Origin of the sequence: Tamlana carrageenivorans, from assembly GCF_002893765.1 — a bacterium.
GTDB classification, from domain to species: Bacteria; Bacteroidota; Bacteroidia; order Flavobacteriales; family Flavobacteriaceae; genus Pseudotamlana; species Pseudotamlana carrageenivorans.
Genome location: NZ_CP025938.1, coordinates 3,842,083 through 3,859,568, shown reverse-complemented (window position 1 = coordinate 3,859,568; position 17,486 = coordinate 3,842,083). Strand labels below are relative to the sequence as shown.

At 34.7% G+C, this 17,486-nt stretch carries 16 protein-coding genes and 1 pseudogene; 8 read left to right on the top strand and 9 right to left on the bottom strand.

The genetic code is table 11. The features are described 5' to 3' along the window. Positions 1 to 334: 334 nt before the first annotated feature. The 3 genes from C1A40_RS16965 to C1A40_RS16955 are packed head-to-tail and all read right to left on the bottom strand — an operon-like array spanning position 335 to position 4,759. Positions 335 to 1,993: an MBOAT family O-acyltransferase gene (locus C1A40_RS16965; RefSeq protein ID WP_102996929.1), complete on the bottom strand. Its 1,659-nt coding sequence runs from the start codon at positions 1,991 to 1,993 to the stop codon at positions 335 to 337. Then, on the bottom strand, positions 1,986 to 3,284 hold the full coding sequence (locus tag C1A40_RS16960; RefSeq protein ID WP_102996928.1) for a GDSL-type esterase/lipase family protein: 1,299 nt from the start codon (positions 3,282 to 3,284) through the stop codon (positions 1,986 to 1,988). The genes C1A40_RS16965 and C1A40_RS16960 overlap by 8 nt, the downstream gene beginning before the upstream one ends. Continuing rightward, entirely contained in the window at positions 3,281 to 4,759 is a 1,479-nt protein-coding gene (locus tag C1A40_RS16955; RefSeq protein ID WP_102996927.1) for an SGNH/GDSL hydrolase family protein, read from the bottom strand. Before C1A40_RS16955 ends, C1A40_RS16960 begins: the two co-directional genes overlap by 4 nt. A gap of 240 nt (positions 4,760 to 4,999) precedes the next feature. Here C1A40_RS16955 and C1A40_RS16950 point away from each other — a divergent pair, with 240 nt between their 5' ends. Both C1A40_RS16950 and C1A40_RS16945 read left to right on the top strand, forming a co-directional pair. After that, the gene (locus C1A40_RS16950) at positions 5,000 to 5,671 is read left to right on the top strand and encodes a phosphoglycolate phosphatase (RefSeq protein WP_102996926.1); all 672 of its coding nucleotides are present in this window, start codon (positions 5,000 to 5,002) and stop codon (positions 5,669 to 5,671) included. Between the two features lie 2 nt (positions 5,672 to 5,673). Beyond that, on the top strand, positions 5,674 to 7,107 hold the full coding sequence (locus C1A40_RS16945) for an FAD-dependent oxidoreductase (RefSeq protein WP_102996925.1): 1,434 nt from the start codon (positions 5,674 to 5,676) through the stop codon (positions 7,105 to 7,107). A gap of 28 nt (positions 7,108 to 7,135) precedes the next feature. Here C1A40_RS16945 and C1A40_RS16940 read toward each other — a convergent pair. The 3 genes and pseudogenes from C1A40_RS16940 to C1A40_RS16930 form a co-directional block, all read right to left on the bottom strand. Then, a pseudogene (locus C1A40_RS16940) lies at positions 7,136 to 7,747 on the bottom strand (BamA/TamA family outer membrane protein); the annotation flags it as partial. Between the two features lie 33 nt (positions 7,748 to 7,780). Next, on the bottom strand, positions 7,781 to 8,659 hold the full coding sequence (locus C1A40_RS16935) for an IS982 family transposase (RefSeq protein ID WP_102994439.1): 879 nt from the start codon (positions 8,657 to 8,659) through the stop codon (positions 7,781 to 7,783). Positions 8,660 to 8,726: 67 nt separating this feature from the next. Beyond that, entirely contained in the window at positions 8,727 to 9,110 is a 384-nt protein-coding gene (locus C1A40_RS16930) for a hypothetical protein (protein ID WP_199287723.1), read from the bottom strand. Between the two features lie 63 nt (positions 9,111 to 9,173). On the opposite strand from C1A40_RS16930, the gene C1A40_RS16925 reads away from it, so the two are divergent. From C1A40_RS16925 to C1A40_RS16915, 3 genes are all read left to right on the top strand, one after another. Continuing rightward, positions 9,174 to 9,398 (top strand): hypothetical protein, encoded by a 225-nt coding sequence (locus tag C1A40_RS16925; protein WP_102996924.1) that lies wholly within the window; start codon positions 9,174 to 9,176, stop codon positions 9,396 to 9,398. A 14-nt stretch (positions 9,399 to 9,412) separates the two neighbouring features. Next, positions 9,413 to 11,317 carry a molecular chaperone DnaK gene (gene dnaK, locus C1A40_RS16920; protein WP_102996923.1) on the top strand — a complete coding sequence of 635 codons (1,905 nt, stop codon included), beginning with the start codon at positions 9,413 to 9,415 and terminating at the stop codon, positions 11,315 to 11,317. Between the two features lie 174 nt (positions 11,318 to 11,491). Then, on the top strand, positions 11,492 to 12,001 hold the full coding sequence (locus tag C1A40_RS16915; RefSeq protein WP_102996922.1) for a lipocalin family protein: 510 nt from the start codon (positions 11,492 to 11,494) through the stop codon (positions 11,999 to 12,001). Between the two features lie 185 nt (positions 12,002 to 12,186). Here the strand turns inward: C1A40_RS16915 and C1A40_RS16910 are convergent, their stop codons facing one another. Together C1A40_RS16910 and C1A40_RS16905 are read right to left on the bottom strand one after the other, a co-directional pair. Next, positions 12,187 to 12,717, bottom strand: a complete 531-nt coding sequence (locus C1A40_RS16910) for a hypothetical protein (RefSeq protein WP_102996921.1) — start codon at positions 12,715 to 12,717, stop codon at positions 12,187 to 12,189. 149 nt (positions 12,718 to 12,866) lie between these two features. Next, the gene (locus tag C1A40_RS16905; RefSeq protein WP_102996920.1) at positions 12,867 to 13,559 is read right to left on the bottom strand and encodes a Crp/Fnr family transcriptional regulator; all 693 of its coding nucleotides are present in this window, start codon (positions 13,557 to 13,559) and stop codon (positions 12,867 to 12,869) included. Between the two features lie 230 nt (positions 13,560 to 13,789). Here C1A40_RS16905 and C1A40_RS16900 point away from each other — a divergent pair, with 230 nt between their 5' ends. Continuing rightward, complete coding sequence (locus C1A40_RS16900; protein ID WP_102997253.1) at positions 13,790 to 15,019, top strand: class I SAM-dependent rRNA methyltransferase; 1,230 nt, start codon at positions 13,790 to 13,792, stop codon at positions 15,017 to 15,019. A gap of 10 nt (positions 15,020 to 15,029) precedes the next feature. Here the strand turns inward: C1A40_RS16900 and C1A40_RS16895 are convergent, their stop codons facing one another. After that, complete coding sequence (locus tag C1A40_RS16895) at positions 15,030 to 15,533, bottom strand: hypothetical protein (RefSeq protein WP_158651400.1); 504 nt, start codon at positions 15,531 to 15,533, stop codon at positions 15,030 to 15,032. 155 nt (positions 15,534 to 15,688) lie between these two features. On the opposite strand from C1A40_RS16895, the gene C1A40_RS16890 reads away from it, so the two are divergent. Both C1A40_RS16890 and C1A40_RS16885 read left to right on the top strand, forming a co-directional pair. Further along, the gene (locus tag C1A40_RS16890) at positions 15,689 to 16,636 is read left to right on the top strand and encodes an NAD(P)H-dependent flavin oxidoreductase (protein ID WP_102997252.1); all 948 of its coding nucleotides are present in this window, start codon (positions 15,689 to 15,691) and stop codon (positions 16,634 to 16,636) included. A 114-nt stretch (positions 16,637 to 16,750) separates the two neighbouring features. After that, positions 16,751 to 17,422, top strand: a complete 672-nt coding sequence (locus C1A40_RS16885) for a hypothetical protein (protein WP_102996918.1) — start codon at positions 16,751 to 16,753, stop codon at positions 17,420 to 17,422. Positions 17,423 to 17,486: the final 64 nt, after the last annotated feature.

Sequence of the window (17,486 nt, the reverse complement as noted above, 5' to 3'; positions counted from 1 at the left end):
AATATAAAAACGCCTCAAAATTTGGTGCCATCAACTATATTGACTTTCTCCTTTCCTTTTACCTTTATAGCTACAGGAATATTTTGTATGTATATATTAGAGCGTATACTGAATACCATTAAAAGTCCTATAGTGTGTGTTGTAGGTGTATTATTATTTATTAGTCCCGTTTATTATTTTTCTGTAAAAATTGCTAAAAACGGTATTTTTTGTCCAAACTTATCCATACCAAAAGATGTGTATTCAAGGAAAAAGAATCTAGAATTCTAATACGATTTTAATAGGTGTTTTTCTTTGTTTATGCTTCAAAATATAAGTTAACTTTTTAATTCTATTAAAACTGAAAATATATAAATGGTTGGAAATCGGTTGAAAAGGCTTGATAACAAATAACACCTACAATAACAGACGCTACAGCTTTTACATAAATAGGGCTGTTCGCGTATAGATTTTCAATATAGCTTTTAGTCGAAGATGGTAACCAATGTGTAATGTACCCAATAAGCATCACAATAAAAACAGATTTGTAACTTACTAAGACATCCCAAGCATAATGCCAGTCCATATGATACGCCACTTGGTTGTACCACTTTGCAATATGATCCATGCTTTCGCCTCTAAAGTAAATCCGTGTAAACGTTATAAATATTAGAGTAATTAATATTTTCCACCAACGCACATACCATTGGTTGTAGTTTTCATACGGACTAATTTTACGCCAGTATTTGTAAACTACAATGCCTAGTCCGTTTAGGCCGCCCCAGATCACAAACTTCCACGAAGCCCCATGCCATAAACCGCCAATAAGCATGGTAAGCATCAGGTTGATGTTGGTATTAATATTGTTTTCTACAGTTTTGTTATACTGAGCCAGAATAAAAATGGTTAAACAAATCCCTAAGGTGATAAATACTACCAGTAAATTTTGATACGCATATAAAGTTCCTAAAATAATGATCGATAGGATAATGTAGGATCCCACAGAACCCTTTCTATTTCCGCCTAAAGGAATGTATAAGTAATCGCGTAGCCATGTGGATAACGAAATGTGCCAACGCCTCCAGAAATCACCAGTATTAATAGCTTTATAAGGCGAGTTAAAGTTAACAGGGAGCTTAAATCCCATGAGTAAGGCCAGCCCAATAGCAATATCGGTGTAGCCCGAGAAATCGCCATAAATTTGTAAAGAGTATCCAAACATAGCCATCACATTGGCGAAACCGGAAAACATATCGGGAGTATCGAAAACACGATCCAGGAACTGCATGGCTATAAAATCGGCAAAAATCATTTTTTTTATGAGTCCTTTTAGAATCATGAATGTGCCTTTATCGAAGTCTGATTTCGTTAAAACCGTAGGTGCAGAGATTTGAGGTACAAAATTTTCAGCGCGTACAATAGGACCCGCTACAAGCTGCGGAAAGAAACTTACGTAAAATCCGAAGTCTAATATAGATTTTAAAGGCACTAATTTTCTACGGAAAATATCAACACTATAACTTATGGTTTGAAAGGTGTAAAAGGAAATCCCCACAGGTAGGATAATTTTATCCACCGTGAAATAATTTTGATCATTAAAGCTGTTTCCAAACTGGGCTAACCAATTCATCACTTGGTAATCGGTATGGAATAGCATGTTAAACGAATCGGTAAAAAAGTAAGCGTACTTAAAATAACATAACACACTAAGGTTTGTAATAACGCTTATGGTCACTAAGGCATAACGTTTTTTACTGTTTTCACTGTTATAAATGCTTCTTCCAATAAAGAAATCGACTATGGTGCTAAAAATCAAAATACCAATAAACAGCCCGCTAGTTTTATAATAGAAAAACAAAGAAATTAGAAATAGATAGGCATTTCGCTGTTTTATTTTTTTATAAAATACAGCGAATAGGGTATAGGCTACTGCAAAGAATATCCAGAAATTAACCTGTGTAAAAATTAACGGAAATTCTTCCGAAAAGGTAAAAATGTCGTAAAGCCTATTCATCTAAGTGTTTAAAATAATTAAGTAATTCTTCTGCGTTTCTTCCGGTTGATGCCGCCCAAGCCTTGACCAGTGCTACCAACATTAAATCGGCTTTAACACTATATCCGAAAAGTGTAAAATGTACACGGTCTTTGGGCATTAAATTGTTTTTATACCATTTTTGGGAAGAACCCAAACCGCCCATAATTTCAAAGCAATCCCAAACTGCCATGTTGTATTCTTGAGCTAATTCTAAAATAATTTGTTCTTGTGTTATGGTATTAGGGTTGGGTTTTCTACGCTTATAATAGCTATCGTTAGGAACGGTAAGCAGTATGGCACAATCGGGATTTTTGCGCTGTATCATGTCTATAAAAGACTTGTAATAATACCTGAAATTTTCTGCATCAAACTTGTCTTCTGGCATATAGGCATCGTTAGTTCCTATTGAAATGATAAACAAATCGGGATGATATAAGTCAAATTGCTTTTCAAAATACGCACTGCGATCAAAGAGTTTAAAGCTTGCCCCATTAACCCCAATGGAGGTGTATTCTATACCAGGATTGTTATTCATAAACTCCATGCCCATCATGGCAAATTCTGGATGAATATTCGTGGTGTCTTTAAGTTGAAGAGCAATAGCGACAGAGTCTACCGCAGTCTTAAAACGAAACTCACGGTACATTTTGTTGTAATTAATCGTATCAGAAATCACCAAAGTACTATCCAGAACATTTAAATAATAATCATCTTTCCAGGTGTTGTAAAACACACGTAATTTATTAAAGTTATAGCGATCTCTATTATAGTTTCTGTGGTTAGCTTTTACAGTTATCGTGTCGCTAACATCACGAAAGGCACCTGTAATACCTGCTAAACCCCAAGTAATACTATCGGAAGTAATAGAACAGCGGTAGCCCTGCCATTTACTTTCGGTATTTGTTGATATTCTATAACTTAAAGGGTTGTTGGTATGTGCGAAGTGATACGGAAAAACAAAACCTCGTTGCCCTGTGCTATTGGCGTTCATGTTTTGTAAATAGGTTCTCATTTTATTCGAGTAAAAATCACCTTGAATATGTGAACCTCCAATATGAAAGATATGTAGTTTGTCTTTTTTTCCAGAGTAAATACTGTCTAATTTTGCGAAAAAACGATCAAAAGCAGGTGATTTATCAGCAAATTTTAAGGTGTTTGCTTCAAAATTTATAAGATGACCTAAGCTTGGCGTGATGCTGTCCAACACATAATGTTGAGCAAAAATCGACGAGCTTAAAAACAGGGAGAAAATTAAAAGAACTATTTTCATTTAATATCTGTTAGGTCTAAGTAAAGGGACAGAAACAATATTTCGGAAATAATTTTAGTTCCCGAGGGCGAAAAGTGGGTATAATCATTTCCTGCAAGTTTTTGGTCTACCCAGTATGACATGGAATTTTTTCCACCCATAGCATCATAAATACTCCAATATGCAGCTCCGTTTTCAGTCATAATATCCTTTAAACAGGTGTTTAGGTAAGGTAAAAGCGGGTAGGTTACCATATTTCCATTTTCGGATGTAGACATGTCACTAGGGCCTATAAACAAAATACTGGCATCATTAGTTTTACGTTTCACCCAATTCACATGATTTTTAATATATCCGGCATAACGTTTTACATGCAGCGAATCTTCAAAGTATGGTACCGAGTTTCCGCCGTATTGAAAAATCACCAATTTAGGATCCAATTTCTTGTACATCCGATTAAAATTCGTAGAGTTTGTTCCAGCGAAGACCGTACCTGCCGATCCACGCATGGCAACATTGTCTAAATTTATTCCGCCATCACCATCTAATGTAAGTCCGTAAAAATCCGGACTAATTTTACTAGCGAGTTCTATTTTTAAATTAGTAGGCGTTGTAGCTAGGTTAATTTTATATTCATGATAATCACCATCATTAATAAGTTCATCCGTTTTTATGAGTTCTCCATTTTTATATACATTTACGGTGGTCGGTGTTACCGAATTACCATAGTGTAAACCAATTTTGGTAAACGTTTTTAATCGACTATAGGATTTTGACGGCTGACTGATATAAATATTCCCTATAGCAATAGGTAAGGAGTCTAATAGAGCTTCATTGATGCTGTCATGACTTTGAGTAAACCTTGAAAATGACGAATAAGCCCCATATTTTTTGTGCTCAAAAGGCTTTTCTCTTCTATCGAAATAAGCATGGCGTGTCCAATTTTCTGAAGCAGCCACCTCATTACTAATTTGCTCGTATACCTGTACAATAGGCACAAAGCCTGGTCCGGTACCACCATAAATACCTTGAAGCCTGTTTCTTAAATAAGCTGAAATTCTATCGCCTTCCAATTGGGAATCTCCGTAATGGATAATGCGGCACTCACTTGAGCTTAAGCTATTTTTTAGTTTCTCTAAGTATTCAAGTTTATTTTCAGGATAGACAATACGTTGCACTTTTGAAGTGTCAATTTTTCTGAAATTTGGTGGTGGTGGAAGATCTTCAACTTCGGCTATTTCAACCTCATTAGTTTCAATGAATGTTTCTACATTGGTTACAATACTGTCAATAGTCGTTACCTGGGGTTCTGATATGTCTTCCTTCTGAAGAAAGGTGTCCGATTTGGGATACTTAACGGTAACATCTCCAATAAAAAAGCCTTCCTGAAATGTGCCATTAGGCAGCGGCTTGGAGTCTGTAAGGAAGGTTAATCCTAATAAAATCAACAAAACGATGATTAGGTATACAGAAATTCTTAACGGTGTGTATTTCAAGTCGGTTTAAGTTTGGTGTTTTAATAAAACGTGGTATCAGGGCATAAAGATACATTTATCAATTAAAATTATCAATGTGTAATATTAAAACCAAAATAATATTCTTGTAAGGTTTTATCATGTAACGGTCATTTAAAAGCGTGCATCCCTATTGTTTTAACAAGAACTTAACCCTATAAAATGGCTGAATCCCTTAATATTTAAGGAAAACTTCCGCATCTTTGCCTTAAAATTAGAACGATGAATTTTAAAGATAAAAACCTTATCATATTTGATTTTGATGGCACCCTCATCAATAGTATTCCAGACCTTACTTTAGCGGTAAATAAAATGTTGAAGCATTACAAAGCCTCAACATTAACTATTGAAGAAGTAACGCCTTTTATTGGAAATGGTGCAATGCCTTTGGTAAAAAGAGCGTTTGCTAAAGGTTTGCCTGAAAAAGAGCTTACAGAGCTTTTTCTTGAAGAAGCCTTTAAAGTATACATTGCGGCTTATGAAGAAGAACTATGTAAAGATACTTTTATGTATCCTGGGGTGCTAGAAACCTTGAATGACTTAAAAAGTAAAGGATATAAATTAGCAATTTGTACCAATAAGCCATACGGATTTATAGAACCTATTTTAGATAAGTTAGAGATTAAAGCGTTTTTTGATCTTTGGGTTGGTGAAGATTCCTTGCCAGAGAAAAAACCGCATGCGTTACCACTTCATCATTTAGTAGAGGCCATGCAAACTACAGTTGAAAATAGTATCATGGTTGGTGATTCTAAAAATGATATTCTAGCAGCACAAAATGCAAAAATGGATAGTATAGGTGTTAGTTATGGTTATAATTACAATGAAAATATTGCAGATTATCACCCAACGGTTGTGGTGGATACATTTGCCGAGTTGCAAAACCTGTTATAGCTATGAGTAAAATTTATAATGTTGGTATTATCGGTGCGGGTGTTTCGGGAGTCGTCACGGCATTACAATTGGCAAAGCATAACATAGATTCTGTATTGTTTGAACAGGAAAAAAGTGTGGTTAACGGGCCTCCCTTTTGTCATTTACATGCTGGCGGAAACCTTTATCCCGATATTTCAATAGAACAATGTAAGTTACTTATGAAGCAATCTATAGAAATGGCGCGTTTATTTCCAGAGTCTATTGATGAACGACCAACATTTATAAGTGTACCAAAAACCGAAAAGTACGAAATAGCACAACTAACCAAACGTTTGGATGCGCTTGTTGCTTATTATACTTCGCTTATAGCGGAAGATCCAGCTAATGCCATTCTTGGTAAGCCAGAAGCCTATTATAAAGTGTATTCTCAATCCGATTTAATGGCCTTAGCGAAACATCCTGTCGTTGCGGTGCCAAAATCGGCTGATCAATGGCTCATAAACACCCTACACCTCGTAGATTTTAACAAGTTAAAAACACCAGTAATTTTAGTACAAGAGTTTGGTTGGAATTTATTTAGGCTAGGGGCACAAGCACAGTTAGCTTTAGAAAAAAGCCAATATTGCGATTTAAAAATGCAAACTAATGTGCGCAGTATTAAAGATGTTAGACATAAAAATCTTGACCATAATTGGGAAATACAAACCAAGGATACTGTTGTTAAAACGCGTTATTTAGTAAATTCATCGGGTTTTAAGGCAGGTGATTTTGATGCGTCTTTACGCATAAAAACGAAACATCTCATAGAGTTTAAGGCGGCTTACGTATCGAAGTGGCAACCTATTTCGGGCTTAATACCAGAGCTTATATTTCATGGTGAGCGGGGTACACCTAGAGGTATGGTGCAGCTTACACCGTATCGCGATCACTACTACCAAATACATGCCATGACCAATGCTATCACCTTATTTGAAAAAGGATTGGTAAAATCGGATGCCGAAATAAAACTTGAATTTGATAGAGCCATTACACAAAAATTAAAACATGGCTGGGAAACTAATGAAGTAAATGAACGTACAGAAAAAGCCATTGCTTCGGTAGCTCAATTTTTGCCAGCGTTTAAATCGGCAACAGTGGGTGGTCCTCCATTATTTGGCGCTCAGCAAATACCTGGCGATGATCCTAGTTTTAGGGTTGGCGAAGTCAGTTTTCCATGTAAAACTTACGCCCGGAGTGAAATTGTTAAAGCCTCTTCCGCTTTAACCGTAGCCCGACAAATTATGGATCAAATTAAAGCACTTGGAATCATATCAAATTTAGAAAAAAGAGGAGATGAAAATGCGCTATTAGAAAGTATCTCAAAAGATGATATAGATGCGCTTGCACGCCGGTTTGCGATGCAGCGCGGTTATCCTGAGGCGCTATCCCAATTGCTTATTCCAAGGAAATCTTAATTAAAACAAGATTTTTAAAATCGTTATTTTAGAAAGATTCACCTATTCTAAAATAGATGCCCCAATCGTCTTTTCCAACAGCAGCATCTAACCCGATATTAAATTTCACTTTCTTAAAAGCGGCATAGCGGTAGCCAATACCTAATCCAGGGTAGGTTTTCCAGTTAAATTCTTCGGTGTCAGAACCATACATGGTGGCAATATCAGCAAAACCAACAAGTCCCATTTTGTCATTAAAATTAAAACGATACTCCCCTTGTAGAGCCATTAAACCATCGCCACGATATTTGCCTTTAGAATAACCACGAATATCATTTCCACCAATAGTTACCTGCTGTTGGAAGGCAATGTCACCTAATCCAAACTGACCAGAAAAACGTGCCGCAATAACATCTTTCCCGGATCTTGTAGAGAAATAGGTGTTGTATTCCGATAAAATTTTATGAGCACTTACCTCGTTACCAAACCAGGTAGGAAAAGATAAATATCTTAATAAAGCCTTAGAGCTAGATGTTGGGTAGTACAGAGCATCTCGAGAATCGTATAAGGTGTTTAACTCTATAGCGTTAGTGTCGGTAATATCTTCGGGCTGCACATCATCTTCAAATTTTGTGTCATAATGAGCATAATTATAGGTTAGACCGGCATATAAATGTTTAACCCGTTGTGCATTTTAAATAATGCTAATTTTAATATTATTAATGTTTCTCCCAAAAATAAACTTATTGATATACTGAATAGTTGTTAAAGCAGTTATCTTAGCTACGATTCTTGTTTTAAAACCTTCAAAAGTTTTAGCATAATTGCGTCTTATCATAAATTGGTCACAAAGTTGTGAAAATAATGTTTCTATCCTTTTCCTCTTTTTTCTAAATACATAAGGCTGTACTTTGTAATTTTTTTGATTGCTTCTCATAGGTGTATTTAGCGTTATATTACAGGTTTCAAACAAGTTAAGTTGTATTTCTGTTGATAAATAGCCTTTATCACCAATTAATGTACAATCGCTTATTTGCATCTTAATATCTTTAAGATAATTAATATCGTGTACAGATGCTGGACTCAAATCGATACTTTGAAAGACACCATTTACAGAACAAACAGCGTGCAGTTTATAACCGTAATAATTAGAACTTTGAGCTGCACAATAACCTTTATCTGGAAATGCATAAGTGTTTTCTTTACAAATCTTTGAACGAGAACTGCGTGATAATTTACAAACTTCTAAGGGCATACTATCTACTACAAAATAATCTTCAAATTCATTAAAATGGGAAGCTAAGCTTAACCTGATACTGTTGAGCTTATTAACTAGTTTTCGTCTTCTTCTATTGTAGACACTTCTCTCTATTTTTGATAATAGGGAATCTGGAAGTTTTCTAAAAAGGTCATTTTCACTATCTATTCCCATAAATTCGGCAGTAAGACTCAAACTGATAAGTTCTAAATCACTAAGCTTTGGTTGTCGTCTTTGATAACTTAAAAGTTGTTCTTTCGATATTTTTCTTAATACTTCCAATATTCTTTCGTAATTTGCACTCAAGTTGTTCATTATTAATGATTTGTAGTTAAATCAATTTACTGATTTTCAGTAAGATGAACAACTTTTTTCTTTTAAATCATAATGCACAACGGGTATGTTTAATAATTTTTCGTTGTAAACCAACACTAACTGCGGTGATATGGGTGCCGTAATTATAAAAACCAGGAGCTTCTAAATCTGTCATAAAAAACTGCGAGTTTTTATTTCCAGTTAAAACGAAAAATTTACCACGCCATGTGTCTTCTTTAAAATACCATTTGTTAAAAAGTGCCATAAAATACGAGCCATTAGTAGTGTAAACTGCAGAAAGCCCTGATAAAGATTTGGGAGAAATAGTATCCTGACCGTCTAATTTATACATCATCATAGGAATGGCACCTATCATAAAATCTAAATTCCTATTGTAACTTACGAATGGCATAATACTAAAATCTACTTTTTTTTTGTTTAAGAGTGTCATGCTGTTTAGTAGCTTGTTCTTTCTCTTGCTGTGTATAAAAGTTTGTGAGAAAAAAGGTGAAGCATGCAAGAAATAGGATATGCTTTTTCATGGTTTTTCGTAAATACTGGTTTAATAAGTGAGTTTACTATGAATTTAGTTATTAATGAAAGATTGGGCGCATTATTTGTTAGGATTAAGAAATTTAAAGTGACAGCTTGTCAGTTTTTTTGTATTGGCATAAAGATTGACTTATACAACTCGAAAATAAAAATGAACACATGTTTCCGTGAAGACGGAAATCTATAAACAAATAAAAAGTTATGAGTAAAATTATTGGAATTGATTTAGGAACAACCAACTCTTGCGTTTCTGTAATGGAAGGTAATGAGCCTGTAGTTATTCCTAATGCAGAAGGAAAAAGAACAACACCATCTGTAATTGCCTTTGTTGAAGGCGGCGAAATTAAAGTTGGTGATCCAGCTAAAAGACAAGCAGTAACAAACCCAACAAAAACGGTTTATTCTATTAAACGTTTTATGGGAAATAAATATTCTGAATCTAAAAATGAGGCAGAACGTGTACCATATAATGTAGTAAAAGGTGATAATGACACACCTAGAGTTGATATTGACGGTCGTTTATACACGCCTCAAGAATTATCGGCTATGATTCTTCAAAAAATGAAGAAAACAGCTGAAGATTATTTAGGTCAAGATGTATCTCGTGCTGTAATTACAGTACCAGCTTACTTCAACGATTCGCAACGTCAGGCTACTAAAGAAGCTGGAGAAATTGCAGGTTTAAAAGTAGAGCGTATTATTAACGAGCCTACTGCCGCAGCTTTAGCTTACGGTATGGACAAAAAAGGTACAGACCAAAAAATAGTAGTATTCGATTTTGGTGGAGGAACACATGATGTATCTATCTTAGAATTAGGAGATGGTGTATTTGAAGTACTTTCAACAGATGGTGATACACACTTAGGTGGTGATGATGTAGATGAAAAAATTATTAACTGGTTAGCTGATGAGTTTCAAGCTGAAGAAGACATGGATTTAAGAAAAGATCCAATGTCACTTCAACGTTTAAAAGAAGCTGCTGAAAAAGCGAAGATTGAATTATCATCTTCAGCGCAAACAGAAATCAACTTACCTTATATCACAGCTACAGCTAGTGGACCAAAACACTTAGTGCGTACTTTAACAAAATCTAAATTCGAGCAATTAATCGGCGATTTAGTAAAACGTACTATTGCACCATGCGAGTCGGCTTTAAAAGCAGCAGGTTTATCAAAATCTGATATCGATGAAGTGATTTTAGTAGGTGGTTCTACACGTATTCCTGCGGTACAAGAAGCTGTTGAGAAATTCTTCGGAAAAGCACCAAGTAAAGGTGTAAATCCAGATGAAGTTGTTTCTTTAGGAGCAGGTATCCAAGGTGGTGTATTAACAGGAGATGTTAAAGATGTATTACTTTTAGATGTTACACCTTTATCTCTTGGTATTGAAACAATGGGTAATGTATTTACAAAACTTATTGAAGCCAATACAACCATTCCAACAAAAAAATCACAGGTTTTCTCTACAGCAGCAGATAACCAGCCATCAGTAGAAATTCACGTATTACAAGGTGAGCGTGCTATGGCAGCCGATAACAAAACTATTGGACGTTTCCACTTAAGTGATATTCCACCAGCAAGACGTGGTACGCCACAAATCGAGGTAACTTTCGATATCGATGCTAATGGTATTATTAAAGTATCTGCGGAAGATAAAGCAACAGGTAAGAAACAAGATATCCGTATTGAAGCGTCTTCAGGATTAAGTGAGGAAGAAATCGAAAAGATGAAAGCTGATGCTGAAGCAAATGCTGAAGCAGATAAAGCTGCAGCTGAAAATGCTCAGAAATTAAATGAAGCTGATTCTATGATTTTCCAAACAGAAAAGCAATTAGAAGAGTTTGGTGATAAATTATCTGATGATAAAAAGAAACCAATCGAAGAAGCTTTAGAAGAATTGAAAAAAGCTTACGAGTCTAAAGATATCGCGGTAATCACACCAGCTTTAGATAAAATTAACGAGGCTTGGAAAGTAGCTTCTGAAGAAATGTATAAAGCGCAAGCTGAAGCTCAAGGTGGACAACCAGGACCAGATGCTGGTGCAGGTGAGCAACCACAAAACGAAGGAAGCGACGTTGAAGACGTAGACTTCGAAGAAGTCAAGTAGCCTGTGCTGAGCGAAGTCGAAGTATAGACTTCGAAGAAGTAAAATAAATTTAGATATTCCTTCGAAAACAGGAATCTCACTCCATAAAAAAAACGCAATCATTCATTTGGTTGCGTTTTTTTTTATAAGCCTAATTCTTGTAATATTGTAGGCTAACTAAATGATCCCATTTTTATGAAACATCTAACCCTTTTATTTTTTGTTTTAATAGTATTATCATCCTGTTCAAACGACGACGGTGACTCCCAATTTTCAGGTGATTTGGTAGGAGCCTGGGTAGGAACCGAATTAACTTACCAAGGCACTGCAGAATCCTCACTTCAAGGTTTTCCTATCACTACAAATTTTGAAGGTGAAGCTTACGATATGACCAGTACTATAACCTTTAACGAATCTCCAAATACCGTCGTTTCAGAGGGGGCTTATAGTCTTAAATTCACCTATAATTTTAATGGAGTATCAAAAACTGAGTTTATTGAGGATGTTCAATTTCTTGAAAATGGTACCTGGGAAGTTGATGGTAACACATTAATTATTAACAATAATGGCCAAGAAAGTATGGCTGATATCTTATTCCTAACAGAGGATAAACTGGTTGTTGAAATAAATCAGGTTGAAGAAACTGAAGTCGATGGACTCACCGTTATTGCTACAATAAAAAGCATCGCAACCTTTAAAAGGTAAAATACAAGCGTAATTACTAAAATTAATAAAGGCGTTCTGAAAAGAAGACTTGATGTCATATGCAGCTTGTTGAAATCGATCTCGCTAGATGGATAATCCATTTTAGTTTCGACAAGCTTAACCTGACAAATCAAATTTAACCGACTTTTCAGAGCGCCTTTAGTTATTAGCAACAATAACAAAATTTACATTAAATTACCTTGGGGATCAACTCTTAGGGTTTCGTACGATCCTTTCGAGGTAAGCACTTTAATTTTATAAATTTTTTCGGTGCCTTGTTTTAATGAATAATTCACGTAATACGTATTGTTTTTAAAAATACAATCAGGATAGGCAAGACTTACGGCGTATCGTACTGTATAGGGTAAAATAACATCTTTAAAACGTTCATTAGATTTTGTTAGATTGCCTCTAGCGTCAAAATGTGCAGTAATACTTCCTTTATAATCATTTTGTTCTTCAAAAGTAACATGATATGCTCTTGATCTATTGTCAAAGATAGATTGCTTAGTAATATCATACTGTGCTACCTTGCTTTCTAACGCATCAACTCGCTTCGCGATTCGTGGTTCTAGCACAGCGCTTAAATAATGGCTGTTAACGGCAGTTGCAGTTTTGTACTTTAATAAAATTAAGTCATCCGATTCGTAACTTGATTGAGAGAACATGAGGTTGGTAAAGCCTAAAAATAGTAGACCAATTAATAAATTTTTCATAGCAATGTTGGATTTAAATTAAACAGTTTGTTAATGGAAATTTATTCTTGAGAGAGAGGAACTATTTAATAGTTAACGCAAATTATAAATAATATCACAACTAAAACGCTATCTAGGTAGCAATTTTGTAACATTTTATGTTAAAATGCTTATTTTTTTGCTTTGTTAATGAGTAAGTTCATATTGGTGATTTCAATCTGCTTATTTTTAATTTCGATAATGCCGTCCTCTTTAAATTGTTGAATGTTTCTATTTAAAACAGCCCGTGTTGTGCCTATTAATTGCGCCAATTCTTTATGTGGTAACCCGTTTATGATTTCAATTTTTTGTGTTGTTTCATTGGTGTGTTGTAACAACAATTTAGCTAGTCGGGTGGCAGTAGTGTCTAAATTGGAACTTGTAACCGAGCTCTCTAAGGACTTCATTTTAATAATTATATATTGTAATGCATTTTTGTAAAAAGCAACATGATCTCGCATCCATTCTTGTAAAAAAGGTAATGGTAGGGCATAGATTTGAAGGTCGTCTAGAGCTTCATAATTAACATCATGGTGGTTCCAGTTAAGGAGGTGATAGAGGTCGAAAACATCATGTTTTGTAATGATGAACAATGTTATTTTTCGGTCTTTTTCAGGGTTATAAAAATAAACTTTGAGGCGACCACTGCGTATAATATAAAAATAACGCAGGGTTTTAGTACTTCCTAAAAAGCAAAATCGTTTTGGCCAATTTTCTAAAACAGCATGTTCCAATAAGAGGTTTAAACCGTTATCGGAAACATCATTAAATAAAGGATTTGCTTTTAGTTCATTTAAACCATCATTGGCATGACTTAACCTCATAATAATACAGCACTTAGGTAATAGGCTAATAAAAGAATTGGGGAATGCTGTTATTAATAATTTGAGAGAGAGAGAGAGTAAAGGTAATCATTTAATAATCAGTATACTAATGTTGTATTTAATTTTATAAAATATTTAATTTTTCAAAATTTTATATATTGGTCTGTATTATAAAACTGTTTAAGCCATTTAAATTATAAAAACGCCTACTTTTGTTTTAAAAATAAATGATGCTTTTTTCTCCAAAAATTGAATACAAAAATCAACCCAAAAGATTAGCTGTAAAACTAAATGGTAAAGGAGAACAGTTTGTCCTTCAGGGACATCCTTGGGTGTTTTCAAATAATATTATAAAAATTAACGACGGCGCCAAGTCGGGTGATTTAGCTATTATTTTTGGAAAAAGTAAAAACCGTGTTATCGGACTAGGGTTGTATGATGCGAACTCGCCTATTCGGATAAAAATGTTACATAGTGGTTACGAAAAAGTAGAAATTAATGCCGATTTCTTTCAAAAGAAAATAGAAGAAGCTTTTTCAAAAAGAAAAGGACTGTTAAAATCAAATACCAACAGTTACCGATTGTTATTTGGTGAAAATGATGGTTTTCCAGGGCTCATAGCCGATGTTTATGCTCAAGTTTTAGTGGTTAAAATTTACTCCGAAATTTGGTTGCCTTACATAAAAAGTATTATTCCGAGTTTGCAACAAACAGCAAAAGCAGAAACTGTCGTGTTGCGTTTAAGCCGTGGTTTAGAACAATCAAAACTGCATCAATTTGAAAACGGCGAAGTAATTTATGGTACATTAGAAAATGAAGTGGTAAAGTTTGTAGAACACAACGTTAACTTTTCAGCAAACGTAATTAAAGGTCATAAAACGGGCTATTTTTTAGATCATCGTGCCAATCGTAAACAAGTAGGGCAGTGGAGTAAAGGCAAAACGGTTTTAGATGTGTTTTCTTATGCTGGCGGATTTTCGGTACATGCCTTGTATAACGGCGCAAAGGAAGTCACTAGTTTAGATATAAGTGCACAGGCTTTAGAGGTTGCCGTGCAAAATGGAAAACTCAATGATTACAGCGGAAAACATAAAGTGATTGCTGGCGATGCTTTTGAAGCGTTGTCTGAACTTATAAAAGATAAAGTCACGTTTGATGTGGTGGTTATCGATCCACCAAGTTTCGCTAAACAAGCTTCAGAAATTAGTCTTGCTAAAAAGAAATATGCACAATTAGCCCAGTTAGGTGAACGGTTAACGGCAAAAAAAGGGCTACTCGTTTTAGCTTCTTGTTCTTCACGGGTGCATGCTCAAGATTTTTTTGAAATTAATCGAGATGTCTTAGATAAAACGAAGCGCCCCTATAAAATGATTTTAAAAACAGAGCACGATACCGACCACCCTATAGGATTTCCAGAAGGAGCCTATTTAAAATGTGGTTATTACCGTTTTCTGGATTAATGTATATGGATTATAAAAATTTTCCAATTTCATTGGTTTTAAGCGATAAAATTTCAGACTCTTTTTTTATTTTTATTTTATATACTTGGTTTAAAGTATCATTTTCATGATGATATTTTATAAAATGGAGCCCTTCAATTATACACCAATCTGGATAATTTTTAGATATTGCTTGCATCACTTCAAGAGGTAGCCTATTATTTTTATACCTTTCATGGGTTTTAATAAGCTTCCCTTTTTTGTTATATGCAGCCTCAATTTTTCCAGAAGAGGTGTAAAACGATACGGTATATAAATCATTTTCATCATCGCATAGATCTTCGAGATCTGCTGTATAATTAGAGGTTATGAGGTGACTTTCTACGTCTTTAATATGCTTTGAAATCAGGTCTCGGCTTGTCGTATTTATATAATTTTGATGTTGCGAGATGTAAGTGTCAGATAAAGCAATGGTTTGGCTATTAACTTCAAACATCAAAAATGAAACGAGTAGTAAAGGATAAATCTTTTTCATGAGTATCGGTTTTAGTACGTCTAAATTAACTATGCATGCATAATAAAAAAATGATAAATGTCATAAGATGCATTTGGTTTCTTTTTTTAACTAACAATTTGATTTTTAGCTGTTATGCGCGCATAATATTTTGTTATATTTGAAAAAAATGAATGATGCCTACTAAACTTACACAACTTCTAGATATTAAATACCCTATTATCCAGGCACCTATGTTTCTCGTTTCAAATGTAGACATGGTTAAGGAGGCTATGAACTGTGGTATTGCAGGCTGTATACCGGCACTAAATTATAGAACTTTAGACGAGCTAAAAATAGCCATCAAGGAACTTAAAGCGGCAAAACCTAAATATGGTGCTTTTGGTTTTAATCTCATTGTAAACAAATCTAACGTAAAGTTTAACGGCCAATTAAGTGTTATTTGTGAATTGGGTTGCGATTTTATTATCACGTCGCTTGGTAGTCCAGAAGAAACCATTAAGGAAGCTCATAAAGCAGGAATAAAAGTGTTTTGTGATGTTGTGGATCTAAAATATGCCAAAAAAGTAGAAGCTTTAGGTGCCGATGCGATTATTGCTGTTAATAATGAAGCCGGTGGTCATCGCGGGCAATTAACACCACAAGCTTTAATAAAGGAGCTGCACCAACATTGTAATATTCCTATTATTTCAGCTGGGGGTGTGGGTTGTAAAGATGATATTGAAAAAATGCTAAGCTATGGCGCTAGCGGGGTTTCGGTAGGAAGTTTGTTTATAGCATCGGAGGAAGCAGGCGTTACGCAAGAGTATAAACAAGCCTGTGTGGACTATGGTAAAAACGATATTGTCATGACCAAACGCATTTCAGGGACTCCATGTACCGTTATTAATACACCTTATGTACAGCGTATAGGGACCGATCAAACTTGGTTAGAGTCTATTCTAAATAAAAATAAAGTGCTTAAAAAATGGGTGAAAATGATTCGCTTTATCATAGGTATGAATGCTACAAAAAACGCTGCGACTAAGGCTACATATAAAACGGTTTGGGTTGCTGGACCAAGCATTGAATACAGTAATAAAATTTTGCCCGTAAAGGAAATTGTTAGGCGATTAGTAAGTTAAAAAGTTAGAAGCTCTTAAATCTTTAATAAGATTAATTAAGCACATAAACTTAATGCTTATATTTGATTTCAAATTTAAATTAACACCATAATACTTTTACAAAAACAACAAACAATGAAAAGAAAATTATCAGTTTTAAGTACGCTTCTACTCACCATCTTTTTCTATAACTGTGGACCTTCCATAAAAGTTACCGATACTTGGAAAGCTCCAGATATTAACAATGTTAAAGGAGATAAAATTTTAGTGATTGCTAGAATGGACGATATGGCTTCCAGACAATTATTTGAGCAAGAAATTTCGAGTGCGCTTAAAGAAGCTGGCATGGATGCTACGGCTAGTTATATAGCCTATCCAAATACGACCGTGAATAAAAAAATCAACGATGCCGAGGTAAAAGAACATATCGTGAAATTTAAAAGTGATGGTTATCAAGCAGTTGCTTTAACTGTGGTAAAAGATGTAAAAACAGAAATTAATACTCAAGAATCTGGAGGTTATGTTTCTGGAGGTTATTATCCTGGTTTTTACGGTGGATATGGTCGATTTGGTGGTTATTATGGTTCTTTTTATTCTCCTTATGGTATGGGAGGAACATATGTACCAAGCTCGCAACGTACTTACGAATCGGATATTTATAAGTTAGAAACGGTAGTTTACGATTTAAGTAGAGATGATAACAAACAATTAGTAGCCGTTGTGGCTTCAAAAATTACAGACCCAGATTCAGCTGCTGGTATCGCTAAACCTTATGCAAAGAAAGTATTAGCACAGTTTACTAAATAAGAAGCTGCTTTAAAATAGATTAAAATACCGTTTTCAAAACCCTTTATTTTGGAAACGGTATTTT